Here is a 15,429-nt window from a genome sequence, read left to right on the forward strand (position 1 = left end):
CGGGTGGTGTTCGGGCCACTGTGCAGAGCCAGACCTACTGGCACGGCGCGGCGCCCACGGAAATTGCGGGTGAACAACCCGGACGATCGAGCGATCCAACGCCCGCGCGCCCGCGCGAGGCAGTCGCGCCGCGTCACACGGCCTGCGCCATCCTCGCCAGCCCCGTCCGGATCCGACCCGGCGTCAGGTGCGCGTATCCGAGGACCAGCCGCACCTCCTTCGAGGCCGTCGGGCCACCTGCCGCTGGGGCAGCGGCCGCTGGGGCAGCGGCCGTCGAGCCACCCGCCGCTGGGGCACCTGCCATCTGGTCTCCCGCCGCCGAGGTACCTGCCGCCGGATCACCCACCGCCCCGCCGTGCCCGTACGCCGTCAGCGAGCGCACCGCGACGCCCCCCTCCGTCACGCGCGCGAGGAAGTGCTCCTCGGGCCCGTACCGTTCGGGAAGCGTGGCGATGGCGTGCAGGCCGGCGGCGATGCCGCTGACCCGTGCGCCGGGGAAGTGCTCGGCCAGCGCCGCGACCAGGGCGTCGCGGCGCTCACGGTAGGCGCGCTGGCAGACACGGAGCTGGCGGTCGTAGTCGCCGCGTTCGACGAAACGGGCGAAGAGCGCCTGGTCGAGGGCCGGGTGCCCGAGGTCGGTGGTGCGCTTGCGCTCGACGACGTCGTCCGCCAGCCAGTCAGGCACCAGCAGCCAGCCCAGCCGCAGCCCCGGGGCCAGGGACTTGCTGACCGAGCCCGTATAGGCGACGCGTTCCGGATCCAGCCCCTGGAGCGCGCCCACGGGGGCACGGTCGTAACGGAAGTCGCCGTCGTAGTCGTCCTCCAGGACGAGGCCGTCCACGGACCGTGCCCAGGCGAGCAGTTCGGCACGGCGCCGCGCCGAGTAGCCGATCCCGGTGGGGAACTGGTGGGCCGGTGTCGTCACCACGACGCGGACGCCCGAGGCGTGCAGCGGGCCCAGGGCGAGTCCCTCGTCGTCCAGGGGCAGGGGCACGGTGCCCACACCCGCCGAGGCGTACAGGGCGCAGTGCTGAGGGCTGCCGGGGTCCTCGACACCGGCGGTGCGCGTCCCGCGCGCGTGGAGCACGCTCGCCAGCAGCGCGGTCGCCTGCGCCACCCCGGAGAGCACCACGATCCGCTCGGGGTCCGCCACCACGCCCCGGCGCCGCGCGAGCAACTCCGCCAGGGCGGTCCGCAGCCGGGGCAGCCCCCGCGGGTCGGGATAGCCGAGGCTCTCGTGCGGCAGATCCGCCAGCACCCTCCGCTGCGCCGCGGCCCACGCCGAACGGGGGAAGAGAGACAGGTCTGGTGTCCCCGGCACGAAGTCCGCCAGGTCGCCGCAGGAGCGCGGAGCGAGATCCCGCGCGCGGGGCCGGGCGGTCCGTACGGCGTCGCCCACCCAGGTGCCCGCACCCCGTCCGCTGCGCAGATAGCCCTCGGCCGTCAGCTGCTCGTACGCCTCCGTGACCAGCCCTCGCGACACGCCGAGATCGGCCGCGAGGTCCCGGCTCGACGGCAGGCGGGTGCCCGCGGCGAGCCGGCCCGAGCGGACCGCGTCCCGCAGCGCCTCCTGCAGTGCGCGGCCGCGCGCGCGTGCCGGTGCCGACGCGGCGGGCAGCAGCAACTCCCACGCTGACGTCATGAAAACAGCCCCCCGAGGATCACGCGCCCCAATCGCTCCCACTTTACGAGGGGTTGGACCCGTTGGTGCGTGAACCGGAGTGAGGTCGTGCCGGCCCCGCCGCAGCCGCGCGTGAGCATGCCCTACAACGCGACCGTCCTGAAGGAGGTCCTCGCCGCGCTCGTCTCCTGAGCGCGGCTGCCGTCCAGGACGACGCGGGCCACCAGCGCCGGGTCGTCGTTCATGGGGACGTGGCCGCAGCCGGGCAGCCGCACCAGTCGGGCGTGCGGGACGGTGCGCTTGGCGCGTATGCCCTGGCGGGGCAGGAGCAGCCGGTCCCGGTCGCCCCACGCCACGGTGACGGGGATGCCCGGCACGTCATCGGTGAACAGCACGCTCCGGCCGGCCCGCAGCGTCTCGGCGAACCCCTCGGCATGCGCGAGCGCGAGGGTCTCGGCGACCACGGCCTCGGGGGAGCGCCGGCCGGGGCGGGCGTAGATGGTGCTGGTCAGGGCGGTGCGGCCGACGGCCGTGCGGGACAGGCGCTCGACCAGGGGGAGCGGCAGAGCGCGCGCCGTGCGGCGCATGCCCGTCAGGATGCCGAAGGCGTAGCGGCGTTCGGCCTGCGTCCAGAAACCGGCGGGGGACAGGGCCGTCACCGACCGCACGAGGTTCTCGCGGCCGAGGTCCAGGGCCAGCAGGCCGCCCAGCGAGTTGCCCGCCACGTGCGGGCGGTCGAGGCCCAGCGCCGCGCAGAAGGCGCCGAGCACCGCGTTCGTCGTCGGCAGGTCGTGCGGCAGGCCGTGCGGCAGCGCGGACGACTCCCCGAATCCCGGCAGGTCCACGGCGATCACCTCGCGCTCGGTGGCGAGGATGTCGACCACCGGGTCCCAGGCCTGCCGGTGGTGTCCGATGCCGTGCAGCAGGAGCAGCGGCTCGCCGGTACCCACGCGCGCGTAGGCGAGGGTGATGTCCTGCGGGCCGTGCCCGGTGGGGGCCGTGAAGGAGAGCGTTGCGGACATGGGACTCCTTGTCGGGAACACGTAACGAGGGCGACGTCGGGTAGACAGCTTGTCAGTAAGGGCTACCGACGGGTAGCCCCGGTGCCGGACCGGGGCGATTCCGCCTGGACACCATCGGACGCGTCCGCTGGGATGGAGTGGTGACCACCGACACCGCGACCGACGTCTTCGAAGAGCACCGGCCCGTCCTCCTGGGCGTCGCCTACCGCATGCTGGGCCGCCTGGCGGACGCGGAGGACGTGGTCCAAGAGGCGTGGCTGCGCTGGTCCGGCGCCGACCGGGCCGCCGTGCGCGAGCCCCGGGGCTACCTGGTGCGTCACCGCCCGCCTCGCCATCGACCGGCTGCGCCAGGTCAAGTCGCGCGGCGAGACGTATGTCGGCCCGTGGCTGCCGGAGCCCTACGTCACCGACTTCGGGGACGCCGTGCCGGACACCGCCGAGCGGGCCGTCCTCGCCGACTCGGTCTCCCTCGCCGTCCTCGTCGTCCTGGAGTCGCTGTCCCCGCTGGAGCGGGCGGTGTTCGTCCTCAGGGAGGCGTTCGGCTACCCGTACGCGGAGATCGCCGCCATGCTGGAGCGCGGCGAGGCCGCGGTGCGCCAGCTCGCCGGACGCGCCCGCAAACACGTCGAGGAGCGGCGGCCCCGCTACGACGTCGACCCGGCGCAGCGCCGCGACCTCACCGAGCGCTTCCTCGCCGCGGCGGCCGAAGGTGACCTGGCCGGCCTGTTGGCCACGCTCGCGCCGGACGTCCGGCTGGTGGGCGACAGCGGAGGCCGGTCCAAGGCGCCGCTGCGCGTGCTGGAGAGCTCCGACAAGGTGGGCCGCTTCCTGCTCGGCGTCGCGCGGCAGGGCGTCCCCGACGCCACCTTCCACTTCCTGGAGCTCAACGGCGGCCCGGCCGTGCTGGTCCGCTCCGCCGGTAAGCCCGACTCCGTCATCCAGGTGGACATCGTCGACGGACGCATCCAGGCGGTGTACATCATTCGCAACCCGGACAAACTGGTATCTCTGGCCGACGCTCTCTAGCCCCGGCTGACCCTTCGCCGGCTCACGCCCCGGTCCCCGTCCCGCGACGGGGTCCGGGGGCGTCCTGTCGCGGGATTGGTCTTGACCAAGGGGGTGGGGCGTTTTATGGTCGCAGAGAACTGCAACAACCTTTAATAAACAAGGGCGTCAAAACGCCGCCGGACCATGGCGATTGCGGAGGACAGGGTGGGGACCACGCAGTTGGAATCGGTGCCGGAGCCGAAGTACTGGCACCTCAGGACCGTGCTCACCGAGGCTCTGGACTCGGAGTTCGAGGTGGGCGAGATCCTGCCCAACGAACGCGACCTCGCCGCCCGCTTCGGCGTCGCCCGCGCGACCCTCCGGCAGGCCCTGGAACAGCTGGAGCTGGAGGGCAGGCTCCAGCGCCGTCGCGGCGTCGGTACGACCGTGGCCCCGCCGCGCGTCGGCGTGTCCGTCGACACCAGGGAACACGCCTGGCCCGGAACGCCCGACGACGCCTGGCAACCGGCCGACTGTGTCCTCGCGGCACCTCCCGCGTCCGTGGCCGACGCCCTGGAGACGGGCCGCGACGAGCCCGTCCACACCATCCGCCGCTCCCGCGTGAGCCACGGCCAGCCGGTCGCCGCGGAACTGCTGTACGTCCCGTCGTCCTCGGTGCCCGGCCTCCCCGCCATCGACGCGCCCTCGGGCGCCGCACGCGCGCGTGCCGTGCTGCGCGAACTGCAGCGCGGAGCACTGGAGCGGCGGGAGAGCGCCGTCGAGCTGGGCTCGGCCGGCGCCGACGACGCGAAAGAACTGGACCGTCTCCCGGGCGCGCCCGTCCTCGTGGTCACCACCCGCTACCTCGCCGAGGGCCGCACCGCCGCGCTCTCCGTCGCCACCTACCGTGCGGACACCTGCCGGCTGACGTTCGGCGACTCCGGTGACGTGGAGATCCACCACGACCCCCGGACCCAGGCCTCCTGAGACCCGCGCGGCCCCCGGACCCAGGCCTCCTGACCGACCAGGCCCACCGCACCGGCCGTAGGCGTGCGACCGCCGTCGGCGGTGGGCGGGTCAGCGGCGGGCCGTCGCACCCTCGACCGCGAACAACTGCTCCTCCACATGGTCGAGGGCCAGCCGCAGCGCGCCCGTGGCCACGGCGGCCTCGCCGAGCAGCGACAGAGCCACCCGCGGCGGGCGCAGGCAGTAGCGGGCCAGTTCCCGCCGCAACGGCTCCAGTACGCCGTCGAGCCCGGCCGCCCAGCCGCCGATGACGACCATCTCGGGATCGAGCGCCAGCGCCAGCGCCGCCACGTCGTGCACCAGCCGCTGGATGAAACGCTCGACGGCCGCGCGGGCCCGCTCGTCGCCCTCCCGGGCCTCGGCGAAGACCTTGGCGACGGCCTGCTCGTCCAGCGGATGCAGCGGCTGGTCCGTGGTCGACAGCAGCGTCTCCGGCGTGACGTCCCGGCCCAGCAGATGCAGCGCGCCGATCTCCCCGGCCGCCCCGCCGTACCCCCGGTGCAGCCGCCCGCCGATCAGCGCCCCGGCCCCGGGACTGAGCCCGGCCAGCACGAACACGATGTCCTCGCACTCGGTGGCGGAGCCCTTCCAGTGCTCGGCGACCGCCGCGGCGTTCGCGTCGTTCTCGACCAGCACCGGGCACTTGAAGGAACGGCTCAGCCGCTCGCCGAGGCCCAGCCCCGTCCATCCCGGCAGCGCCGTGCCCAGGCGTACCGTGCCGTCCGCCTCGACGATGCCCGGCGTGGCCGCGCCGACCGCCCGCAGCGAGCCGCGCGCCACACCGGCCCGGCGCAGCAGCTCGGCGACGGCCGTGCGCAGCCGCTCCAGCCGCTCGTCGGCCGGCGCGTTCTCGTCCACGTCCTTGGCCTGGGCGCCGATCACCCGGCCGTCCAGGTCGGACAGGAGCGCGGCGACGCGGTGCGGGCCGATCTCCAGGCCCAGCAGGTGCCCGGCCTCCGCCCGGAACCGGAACCGCCGCGCGGGCCGGCCCTGCCGCCGGGCCGCGCCCCCGTCGGCGGCCGTCTCGACGACCAGACCGGCCTCGATCAGCCCCTCCACGACGCCCTCGACGGTCGGCCGGGAGAGCCCCGTCACCCGGGTGATCTCGGTCAGCGTCGCGGAGTCCGTCGCACGCAACGCGTGCAGCACCACAGCGGAGTTGATCCTCCGCAACAGCGACGGATCCCCGCCGGTCAGGCCTGCCAAGGTCCGTCCTCCCAGCTAGTGCGCGTGTTGGCCGGATCGTACTCGGCCCGCCGACCCCCGGCGAGCTCCGGTCCGCCCCTTCCCGGCCCGCGACCGGTCCTCACCCGGGTGCCACGAACCCCGACTCGTACGCCGTGATCACCGCCTGGGTGCGGTCCCGCGCCCCCAGCTTCGCCAGTACGGCGCTCACATGCGACTTCACCGTCTCCGTGCCGACGACCAGCCGCGCGGCGATCTCCGCGTTCGACAGCCCCCGAGCCATCAGCCGCAGCACCTCGCCCTCCCGCTCGGTCAGCCGGGCCCGCTCCAACGCCGCGCGGGCCGCGCGGTTGCCGCCGCCGTCGCCGTACTCGGCGGCCAGCTGCCGCACCGAGGCGGGGAACAGCAGGGACTCGCCCTCGGCGATCAGCCGTACCGCGTGCACGATCTCCGCCGGGCGGGCGCGCTTGAGCAGGAACCCGTCCGCGCCCGCGCGCAGCGCCTCGTACACGTACTCGTCGTTCTCGAAGGTCGTCACCACGAGGATCTTCGGCGGGTCGGCCACCGTCCGCAGCAGTGCGCGCGTGGCCTCGATGCCGTCCAGCAGCGGCATCCGGACGTCCATGGCGACCACGTCCGGCCGCACCTGCCGCACCAGCGGAATGACCGCCGCCCCGTCGGCCGCCTCCCCGACCACCTCGATGTCCGGCTGCGCCTCCAGCACGGCCCGCAGACCGGCGCGCACCAGGGGTTCGTCGTCGACGAGAAGCACTCTGACCGGCATCCGGCCAGCGTAGATCAGCCCAACGGCAGCTCGACCCGCACCTGCCAGTCGCCGGCGCCGTCCGGCCCCGTGTGCGCCCGCCCGCCCAGCAGCGCCGCCCGCTCACGTATGCCGCGCAGCCCGCTCCCGCGGCCGGGGGCGGCCCTGTCGTCCGGCAGCGGATTGCGCACCTCGAGGGTGACCACGCCGTCCGAGACCCGGACGTGGACCAGGGTGGGCACCGCACCCGCGTGCCGCAGCACGTTGGTCAGCGCTTCCTGGAGAATGCGGTAGCCCTCGCGGGAGACCGGGCCGGGCACGGCCTCCAGCGGTCCCGTGCACTCCGCGTCGACCTTGGCCCCGGAGGCACGCGCGGACTCGAGCAGCCGGACGGAGTCCGTGAGTGTCGGCCTGGAGCTCGCCGGCCGCTCCGCCTCCCGCAGCACGCCGAGCACCCGCTCCAGATCCTCCAGGGCCGCCCTGCCGGTCTCCTCGATCGCGGTCAGGGCCCGGTCGGTGAACTCGGCACTGTTCGCCGTACGAGCGGCCCCCGCCTGGACGACCGCGACGGTCAGCGCGTGGCCGATGGAGTCGTGCAGCTCGCGGGCGATGCGGGTGCGTTCCAGGAGCTGTTCGGTGCGTTCCTCGAGGGCACTGAGCCGTTCGGCGGCGGACGGCCCGAGAAGCGCACGGGCCCCTGCCGTGGCCAGGACACCGAGGCCGACCACGGAGCCGTACAGGGCGAGGAGGGGGAACGGGGTGAGGAGGAGGTACGCCCAGTGCGGCGCCGTGTCCCGCAGGAACGGTATGTCGTCCACCCGGTGGCCCAGGGCGTGTCGGACCAGCTCGATCGTGAGAACCGGCAGCCAGACGCAGACGCCCGTGGTCAGGGCGCCCAGCAGCATGCGCAGCTCCAGCCATGCCACCGTGCGCAGCCGGTCGCGCCGGTTCGCCGAGGGCGCCACCGAGAAGGCGGAGTCCTCGAGGCCGGGCGTGAGAAGCAGACGGGCCTGCACGCCTTCACCGGTACGCACCGCCGGGATGAAGCCGATCGGGACCAGCACCACCGCGGGCACCCACATGGTCGTCTCGTCGATGAACATCCACACGCTGACCACGAGCATGGGCACCCACAGGTGCAGCAGCCGGGTGTACGTCGTCCCCCGGCACAGCGGGCGCAGAAGGCGGATCATCGCGCCATCGTGTCAGCCGCCACCGACACCCGACCTCCCCCGCACGGGGGAGCCGGTCTCCACCGGCGGGGGAGGCACCGCCCCCGCAGCGACCGGCACGCTGCTGCCATGACCAGGATCGACGTCCACAAGCTCACCAAGGAGTACGGCACCCGACGAGCCGTCGACGACCTCACCTTCACGGTGCGCCCCGGCCGCGTCACCGGCTTCCTCGGCCCCAACGGCGCCGGCAAATCCACCACCATGCGGCTCGTCCTGGGCCTGGACCGGCCCACCTCGGGGACCGCGACCGTCGGCGGACGCGCCTACGCCATGCTGCACGAGCCGCTGCGGCACGTCGGCGCCCTGCTCGACGCGGACGCCGCCCACGGCTCGCGCACCGCCCGGAACCACCTGCGCGTCCTGGCGGCGAGCAACCGCGTCCCCTCGCGCCGGGTCGACGAGGTGATGGAGGAGACGGGCATCGCGTCCGTGGCCCGCCGCCGGGTGAAGACGTACTCCCTGGGCATGCGCCAGCGGCTGGGCATCGCCGCCGCCCTGCTCGGCGACCCCGACGTGGTGATGCTGGACGAGCCCTCCAACGGGCTGGACCCCGAGGGCATCATCTGGATCCGCGAACTGCTGCGCCGGCTCGCGGCCGAGGGGCGCACGGTCCTGGTCTCCAGCCACCTGATGAACGAAACCGCCTCCTTCGCCGACCACCTGGTCGTCCTCGGCCGGGGCCGCCTGCTCGCCGACATGCCGATGCGGGAGTTCATCGACGCGCGCGTGCAGCCACGGGTGCGCATCCGGACGCCGGACGCGACCGCTCTGAAAGCCGCACTCGCCCGGCACGGCCACGACGCCGTGGAACACGACGACGGGCACTGGACCGTGCACCACGCGCGCGTGGACGACATCGGCCGGATCGTGTCCGGCGCCGGCGTGCCCGTCCTCGAACTCGCCTCGGACGAAGGCACGCTGGAACAGGCCTACCTCGACCTGACCGCCACCGAGACCGAGTTCACCGCGCAGCACCAGGAGGCCTGACCATGGACTTCACGCCCGTCCTCCGCGCGGAGGCGCTCAAGGTGCTCACCCTGCGCTCGCTGTGCGGTACCCTGCTGGCCCTGTTCGCCGTCACCACCGCGTTCTCCGCGCTGGCGGGGGTGTCCGGCACCTCCGACCCGGACTTCGACCCGCTGTTCACGGCCCTGTCCGGGGGCATGCTCGGCCAGATCGCGGCCATCGCCTTCGGAGCCGTCGTCGTCTCCTGCGAGTACCAGGGCAACGGGATCCGGCTCACCCTGGCCGCGGTCCCGCAGCGGGGGCGGTGGTTCGCGGCGAAGCTGGCCGTCGTCGCCGTACCTGTCCTCGGGGCGGGGCTGGTCTCCGCACTCGCCGCCCTGCTCGCCGCTCGTGCGGGCCTCGGCGCGGCGGCCGACGGACTCACCGTCGGCGAGCAGATCCGCGGCGTCGTGGGCTGCGGGATCTACCTCATGCTCATGGCCCTGTTCGCGGCCGGGCTCACCACCCTGTTCCGCAGCGGCGTGGCCACCCTGTCCACCCTGATCCCGTTCATCCTGGTCGTCTCCTTCGTCATCGGGGACGCGACGGGTGCCGCCACCGACTTCCTGCCGGACAAGGCCGGGCAGATCGTCCTGTACCAGGCGCCCGAGGGGACCCTGGGGCCGTGGACCGGGCTCGCGGTGACCGCGTTGTGGGCGGCGGCCGCGCTCCTCGCCGGATTCCGGCGGCTGCGTCGCAGGGACGCCTGACCGCGGCAGAGCGGTGACCGAGGCAGAGCGGTGGCCGGGCTGACGCCCCGCCAATTGTCAGTGGCGGCGGGTTTACTGGAGACATGAACATCGCGCGGCACCTCGCACTCATCGACGAGCTGTGCTTCCGGCCCTTCCCGGCGGAGCACGGCTCGTCGGACGAGGGCGCCGCGGGTCCCGGGCGCTTCTGGGCGGTGCTGGAGAGCAGCCACGGTCTCGGCGGTCGCGACCCGGCGGAGCGGGCGGTGACGGTGGAGCAGTACGAGAAGGAGCGGGACGCCCTCTACGAACGGCTCGCCCCGCGCTGGGGCGAGACGGACCCCTGGAACCTGCAGACGGTCCTGCTGCGGACCGAGCGGGAGGAGATACCCGAGCCGTGGGCCGGCCTGAGCGCCCGCGCGCGCGTGGCGTATCTCTGGGAGGCGGAGGGCACCGGCCGCTGGGTCGCGGTGGCCGTCGCCGACCGCGACGGGACGGACGAGGTGCGGCTGCTGGCGCTGGTCACGGAAGAGGCACCACCGTGACCGCCCCGCCTACGTCCCCGACGGTGCTTGCGCCGCGACCCGCAGCCGGGCGAACTCCTCCGACATCGTCTGCGCCGTCCAGTGCGCGTTCAGCCCGCTCGGGTTGGGCAGCACCCACACCCGAGTGCTGCCGAACGTCCGCTCCTGCGGCCCCACTTGCGCCTTCCGGTCGTCGAAAGCGGTCCGGTACGCGGTGACGCCGACCACGGCCAGCCAGCGGGGCCGCAGCCGCGCCACCTTCGCGACCAGCAGCCGCCCGCCCTCCCGGTACTCCTCGGCGGTCAGCTCGTCCGCCCGCGCGCTGGCCCGCGCCACGACGTTCGTGATGCCGAGCCCGTACGACGGCAACTCGTCCTGCTCCGACGGCTTCAGCAGCCGCGGTGTGAAGCCGGACAGGTGCAGCACCGGCCAGAAGCGGTTGCCCGGACGGGCGAAGTGGTGCCCCGTCGCCGCCGACAGCAGGCTCGGGTTGATGCCGCAGAACAGCACACGGAGGCCGTCCGCGACGACGTCCGGCAGCAGACGGTCGCGGGCGGCCTCCAGGTCGGCCCGGGTCAGGCGGGTCAGAGGATGGCTCCGGGGGTGTAGCCCGCGGCCGCCGGGTGCTGCTTGACGACCTCCTCGATCCGGCCGACGACGACACCGACCTGGTCGGCGGCGGCGCCGGTGAAGGAGAGCTTGTCGGCCATCAGGGCGTCCAGAGCGGCACGGTCCAGCGGGATACGCTCGTCGGCGGCCAGCTTGTCGAGGAGCTCGTTGCGCTCGGCGCCCTGCTCGCGCATGGCCAGCGCGGAGGCGACGGCGTTCTCCTTGATCGCCTCGTGGGCGACCTCGCGGCCGACACCGGCCCGCACCGCGCCCATCAGCACCTTGGTGGTGGCCAGGAACGGCAGGTAGCGGTCGAGCTCCCGGGCCACGACGGCCGGGAAGGCACCGAACTCGTCGAGCACGGTCAGGAACGTCTCCAGGAGCCCGTCCAGCGCGAAGAACGCGTCGGGGAGGGCGACCCGGCGCACCACCGAGCAGGACACGTCGCCCTCGTTCCACTGGTCGCCCGCCAGCTCGCCGGTCATCGAGGCGTAGCCGCGCAGGATCACCATCAGGCCGTTGACGCGCTCGCAGGAGCGGGTGTTCATCTTGTGCGGCATGGCGGAGGAGCCGACCTGGCCGGGCTTGAAGCCCTCGGTGACCAGCTCGTGCCCGGCCATCAGCCGGATGGTCTTGGCCAGCGACGACGGCGCCGCCGCCAGCTGCACCAGCGCGGTGACGACCTCGTAGTCCAGGGAGCGCGGGTAGACCTGGCCGACCGAGGTGAAGGCCTGCGAGAAGCCCAGGTGCCCGGCGATCCGCTGCTCCAGCTCCGCGAGCCTGCCCGCGTCCCCGCCGAGCAGGTCGAGCATGTCCTGCGCGGTGCCGACCGGGCCCTTGATGCCGCGCAGCGGGTAGCGGCCCAGCAGCTCCTCCACCCGGCCGTACGCGACGAGCAGCTCGTCGGCGGCGGTGGCGAACCGCTTGCCCAGCGTCGTGGCCTGCGCGGCGACGTTGTGGGAGCGGCCGGCCATGACCAGCTCGCCGTACTCGCCGGCCAGCCTGCCGAGGCGGGCCAGGACGGCCACCGAGCGGTCCCGGATCAGCCCGAGCGACAGTCGGATCTGCAGCTGCTCGACGTTCTCCGTGAGGTCGCGGGAGGTCATGCCCTTGTGGACGTGCTCGTGCCCGGCGAGGTCGTTGAACTCCTCGATCCGCGCCTTCACGTCGTGCCGGGTGACCTTCTCGCGCTCGGCGATCGAGGCCAGGTCGACCTGGTCGAGGACACGCTCGTAGTCGGCGATCGCGGCGTCGGGCACCTCGATGCCCAGGTCCTTCTGAGCCCGCAGCACGGCGAGCCAGAGCTGCCGCTCGAGCCTCACCTTCTGCTCGGGCGACCAGAGGGTGGCGAGCTCGACGGAGGCGTAGCGTCCGGCGAGGACGTTCGGGATGCGGGGCTTGGCGGGAGCGGAAGTCACGTGGACGGATTCTACTGGCGATTCGTGCAGGTCGGCGCCGCGGGGCTGTTCGTCGGAAGCTACGAAGGGCCCGTGGCGCCGGGGATCACCGCGTCAGATCCTCGTAGGGCAGCAGCTCCGGGCGCTTGGGCGGCAGGCCGTCCCCGGACGAGCGGCCGGTCAGCCTGCGGCCTATCCACGGCAGCAGGTGCTGCCGGGCGAACCGGGCGTCCGCGGTCCTGCGCGCCATCCAGCCCGGCGGCGGCGTCACCGGGATCGGCGCGTGCCACTCGGGGTCCTCGGGTTCGTGGCCGAGCGACTGCCACACCGCCTCCGCGACCCGGCGGTGGCCCTCGGCGGTCAGGTGCAGCCGGTCCACGTCCCACATCCGCGGATCGGCCAGCGACTGAGCCGCGTACAGGTCGACGACCACGGCGCCGTGCCGCTTCGCGAGGTCGTCGATGACGGCGAACAGAGCCTCCATGCGAGGCCGGAACCGCTCGAGCACCGGACCCTGACGGCCCGGACTGCGCATCAGCACCAGCTGCTCGCAGTTCGGGGCGAGCCGCTCCACGGCCTGGGTCAGCAGGTCCCGCACGCGGGCCATGTCGCACTTGGGCCGCAGCGTGTCGTTGAGCCCGCCGACCAGCGTGATCACGTCGGCTCCCATGGCCGCGGCCACGTCCACCTGCTCGTCGACGATCTGCCCGATCAGCTTCCCGCGCACCGCGAGGTTGGCGTACCGGAAGCCGGGGGCGCGGGCCGCCATCCGCGCGGCGAGGAGGTCGGCCCAGCCCCGGTAGGAGCCGTCGGGCAGCAGGTCCGACATGCCTTCGGTGAAGGAGTCGCCGACGGCGACGAGACTGGTGTACGTGGGGTTCGTCTGCATGGCGACGGAAATGGTATCCCCTGCACATACCCGCCGGTCGGTCGCCCTCCGGGCCCGCCGCCGGGTCCGCGCGGGTGCCGCTCAGGTCCGCTGCCCGAACAGCTCCCGCAGTACGTCCTCCATGGTCACCAGGCCCGCGAGCCGCCCGTCGGAGCCGAGTACGGCCGCCAGGTGGGTGCGGCTGCGCCGCATGGCGGTGAGTACGTCGTCCAGCGGGGTGCGCTCGCGCACCCGGGCGATGGGGCGCATGTCCCGCAGCCGGAACGGCAGGTCCCGCGGCGAGGCGTCCAGGGCGTCCTTCACGTGCAGGTAGCCGACGATCCGCCGCCCGTCGTCCACCACCGGGAAACGGGAGAACCCCGACTGCGCCGAAAGCCGCTCCAACTGCTCCGGGGTGATGCCCACGCGCGCGTGGACGACGCGCTCCAGCGGCAGCACCACGTCCCGCACCGGCCGCCTGCCCAGCTCCAGGGCGTCGTACAGCCGCTCCCGGGCCCGGTCGTCGATCAGTCCGGCCTCACCGGCGTCCTTGACGATCTCCGCCAGCTCCGCGTCCGTGAAGGTCGCCGCCACCTCGTTCTTCGTCTCGACCCTGAGCAGCTTGAGCAGCCCGTTCGCGAGGGCGTTGACCGTGAAGATCACCGGGCGCAGGGTTCGGGACAGCGCCACCAGCGGCGGTCCGAGGATCAGCGCGCTGCGCACCGGCTCGGCCAGCGCGATGTTCTTCGGCACCATCTCGCCGAGCAGCATGTGCAGATACGTCGCCAGTGCCAGGGCGATCACGAAGGACACCGCGTGCCCCGCGCCCGACGGCACACCCACCGCGTGGAACACCGGCTCCAGCAGGTGCGCGATCGCCGGTTCCGCGACCACACCCAGGACCAGCGTGCACAGGGTGATGCCGAGCTGGGCCGCGGCCAGCAGCGCCGACACGTGCTCCAGTCCCCACAGCACGCGCTTTGCACGGGCGTCGCCCTCTTCGGCGTACGGCTCCACCTGGCTGCGACGCACGGAGATCAGCGCGAACTCGGCGCCCACGAAGAACGCGTTGACGACCAGCGTCGCCAGACCGATCAACAGCTGTACGGCGGTCACCGGCCGTCCTCCCCTTCGTCCTCCCCGCCGGAGTCCGAGCCGGAGCCGGCCGCGTCATCCAGGGGAGCGTGCATCAGCACCCGGGCGGCCCTGCGCCCCGTGGCGTCCACGACGTCCAGTCGCCAGCCGGCGACATCGAGACTGTCGCCGACGGCGGGGATGCGCCCGAGACCGGCCGCGACCAGCCCCGCGACCGTCTCGTACGGCCCCTCGGGCACCCGCAGCCCCAGCCGCTCGAGCCGGTCCACGCGCGCCGAGCCGTCGGCCCAGTACAGCGCGTGCCCCTCCTCGTCCGTGCCGGCCGGGTCGAGGTCGGGCGTCTCGTGCGGATCGTGCTCGTCCCGCACCTGGCCGACGACCTCCTCGACGATGTCCTCCAGCGTGGCCACGCCCGCCGTCCCGCCGTACTCGTCGATCACCACGGCCATCGTGCGCCGTCCGGAGAGCCGGTCCAGGAGCCGGTCCACGGTCAGTGACTCGGGAACGAGCAGCGGCTCGCGCATCAGTTCGGCGACCGGCATTTCGGGCCGCCGCTCGGCGGGCACCGCCAGGACGTCCTTGACGTGCGCCGTCCCGACCACGGCGTCGAGGGTCTCCCGGTAGACGGGGAACCGGGACAGCCCCGTCGCCCGCGTCGCGTTCGCCACGTCCTCGCACGTCGCCCGCGCCTCCAGGGCCACGACCTGGACCCGCGGGGTCATCACCTGCTGCGCCGTCAGGTCGGCCAGGTTCAGGGTGCGCACGAACAGCTCGGCGGTGTCGGCCTCCAGCGCGCCCTCCTTGGCGGAATGCCGGGCGAGCGCCGCCAGCTCCTGCGGCCCGCGCGCGGACGCCAGTTCCTCGGCGGGTTCCACACCGAAGCGGCGTACGACGCGGTTGGCGGTGTTGTTCAGGTGGGTGATGAAGGGCCGGAAGGCGGTGCTGAACCAGCGTTGCGGGCCGCCCACCCGCTTGGCCACGGCCAGCGGCGAGGAGATCGCCCAGTTCTTCGGCACCAGCTCACCGATGATCATCAGGAAGACCGTCGACAGTGCCGTGCCCAGCACCAGCGCCAGCGAGGACGCTGCCGAACGCGGCAACCCCAGGTCCTCCAGCGGCCCCGCGATCAGCGCCGCGACCGACGGCTCGGCGAGCATGCCGACCACCAGGTTGGTGACCGTGATGCCGAGTTGCGCGCCGGAGAGCTGGAAGGTGAGGTTCCGGACGCCCTTGAGGGCGCTCGCCGCGCCCCGCTCGCCACGCGCAGCGGCCCGCTGCAGTTCGCCCCGTTCGACGGTGGTCAGCGAGAACTCGGCCGCGACGAAGGCGCCGCACGCGAGCGAGAGCAGGATCGCCACCAGCAGCAGGAGCACTTCGGTCATCGGGTCACCTCGGATCCATGA

14 protein-coding genes and 1 pseudogene are annotated in these 15,429 nt (G+C 73.6%); 5 read left to right on the forward strand and 10 right to left on the reverse strand.

Going from position 1 to position 15,429, the window contains the following annotated elements:
• Positions 1-133: 133 nt before the first annotated feature.
• Positions 134-1,642 carry a MocR-like pyridoxine biosynthesis transcription factor PdxR gene (gene pdxR / locus ABS735_RS11735; RefSeq protein ID WP_373906110.1) on the reverse strand — a complete coding sequence of 503 codons (1,509 nt, stop codon included), beginning with the start codon at positions 1,640-1,642 and terminating at the stop codon, positions 134-136.
• A 122-nt stretch (positions 1,643-1,764) separates the two neighbouring features.
• Complete coding sequence (locus tag ABS735_RS11740; RefSeq protein WP_373906109.1) at positions 1,765-2,643, reverse strand: alpha/beta fold hydrolase; 879 nt, start codon at positions 2,641-2,643, stop codon at positions 1,765-1,767.
• A gap of 140 nt (positions 2,644-2,783) precedes the next feature.
• Here ABS735_RS11740 and ABS735_RS11745 point away from each other — a divergent pair.
• Together ABS735_RS11745 and ABS735_RS11750 are read left to right on the forward strand one after the other, a co-directional pair.
• A pseudogene (locus tag ABS735_RS11745) lies at positions 2,784-3,669 on the forward strand (RNA polymerase sigma-70 factor).
• A gap of 186 nt (positions 3,670-3,855) precedes the next feature.
• Positions 3,856-4,617 (forward strand): GntR family transcriptional regulator, encoded by a 762-nt coding sequence (locus ABS735_RS11750; protein WP_373906108.1) that lies wholly within the window; start codon positions 3,856-3,858, stop codon positions 4,615-4,617.
• Positions 4,618-4,707: 90 nt separating this feature from the next.
• On the opposite strand, the gene ABS735_RS11755 is transcribed toward ABS735_RS11750, so the two are convergent.
• The 3 genes from ABS735_RS11755 to ABS735_RS11765 form a co-directional block, all read right to left on the reverse strand.
• Positions 4,708-5,862 carry an ROK family transcriptional regulator gene (locus tag ABS735_RS11755; protein ID WP_373906107.1) on the reverse strand — a complete coding sequence of 385 codons (1,155 nt, stop codon included), beginning with the start codon at positions 5,860-5,862 and terminating at the stop codon, positions 4,708-4,710.
• 100 nt (positions 5,863-5,962) lie between these two features.
• The gene (locus tag ABS735_RS11760; protein WP_373906106.1) at positions 5,963-6,625 is read right to left on the reverse strand and encodes a response regulator transcription factor; all 663 of its coding nucleotides are present in this window, start codon (positions 6,623-6,625) and stop codon (positions 5,963-5,965) included.
• Positions 6,626-6,639: 14 nt separating this feature from the next.
• On the reverse strand, positions 6,640-7,797 hold the full coding sequence (locus ABS735_RS11765) for a sensor histidine kinase (protein WP_373906105.1): 1,158 nt from the start codon (positions 7,795-7,797) through the stop codon (positions 6,640-6,642).
• A 108-nt stretch (positions 7,798-7,905) separates the two neighbouring features.
• Here ABS735_RS11765 and ABS735_RS11770 point away from each other — a divergent pair, with 108 nt between their 5' ends.
• The 3 genes from ABS735_RS11770 (at position 7,906) to ABS735_RS11780 (ending at position 10,078) form a co-directional block, all read left to right on the forward strand.
• Positions 7,906-8,826 carry an ABC transporter ATP-binding protein gene (locus ABS735_RS11770; protein ID WP_373906104.1) on the forward strand — a complete coding sequence of 307 codons (921 nt, stop codon included), beginning with the start codon at positions 7,906-7,908 and terminating at the stop codon, positions 8,824-8,826.
• Between the two features lie 2 nt (positions 8,827-8,828).
• Positions 8,829-9,554, forward strand: coding sequence for an ABC transporter permease (locus tag ABS735_RS11775; protein WP_373906103.1), 726 nt, complete (start codon positions 8,829-8,831; stop codon positions 9,552-9,554).
• An 83-nt stretch (positions 9,555-9,637) separates the two neighbouring features.
• Entirely contained in the window at positions 9,638-10,078 is a 441-nt protein-coding gene (locus ABS735_RS11780) for a hypothetical protein (RefSeq protein WP_373906102.1), read from the forward strand.
• A 9-nt stretch (positions 10,079-10,087) separates the two neighbouring features.
• On the opposite strand, the gene mug is transcribed toward ABS735_RS11780, so the two are convergent.
• The 5 genes from mug to ABS735_RS11805 all read right to left on the reverse strand — a co-directional run bounded on the left by mug (position 10,088) and on the right by ABS735_RS11805 (position 15,408).
• Complete coding sequence (gene mug, locus ABS735_RS11785; protein WP_373906227.1) at positions 10,088-10,597, reverse strand: G/U mismatch-specific DNA glycosylase; 510 nt, start codon at positions 10,595-10,597, stop codon at positions 10,088-10,090.
• 44 nt (positions 10,598-10,641) lie between these two features.
• The gene (gene purB, locus ABS735_RS11790) at positions 10,642-12,084 is read right to left on the reverse strand and encodes an adenylosuccinate lyase (RefSeq protein ID WP_373906101.1); all 1,443 of its coding nucleotides are present in this window, start codon (positions 12,082-12,084) and stop codon (positions 10,642-10,644) included.
• An 85-nt stretch (positions 12,085-12,169) separates the two neighbouring features.
• Entirely contained in the window at positions 12,170-12,952 is a 783-nt protein-coding gene (locus tag ABS735_RS11795) for an SGNH/GDSL hydrolase family protein (protein ID WP_373906100.1), read from the reverse strand.
• An 81-nt stretch (positions 12,953-13,033) separates the two neighbouring features.
• Entirely contained in the window at positions 13,034-14,047 is a 1,014-nt protein-coding gene (locus ABS735_RS11800) for a hemolysin family protein (protein WP_373906099.1), read from the reverse strand.
• Positions 14,044-15,408, reverse strand: coding sequence for a hemolysin family protein (locus ABS735_RS11805; RefSeq protein ID WP_373906098.1), 1,365 nt, complete (start codon positions 15,406-15,408; stop codon positions 14,044-14,046). Before ABS735_RS11805 ends, ABS735_RS11800 begins: the two co-directional genes overlap by 4 nt.
• Positions 15,409-15,429: the final 21 nt, after the last annotated feature.

Source organism: Streptomyces sp. MMCC 100 (genome assembly GCF_041538145.2).
In the GTDB taxonomy this organism is placed as follows: domain Bacteria; phylum Actinomycetota; class Actinomycetes; order Streptomycetales; family Streptomycetaceae; genus Streptomyces.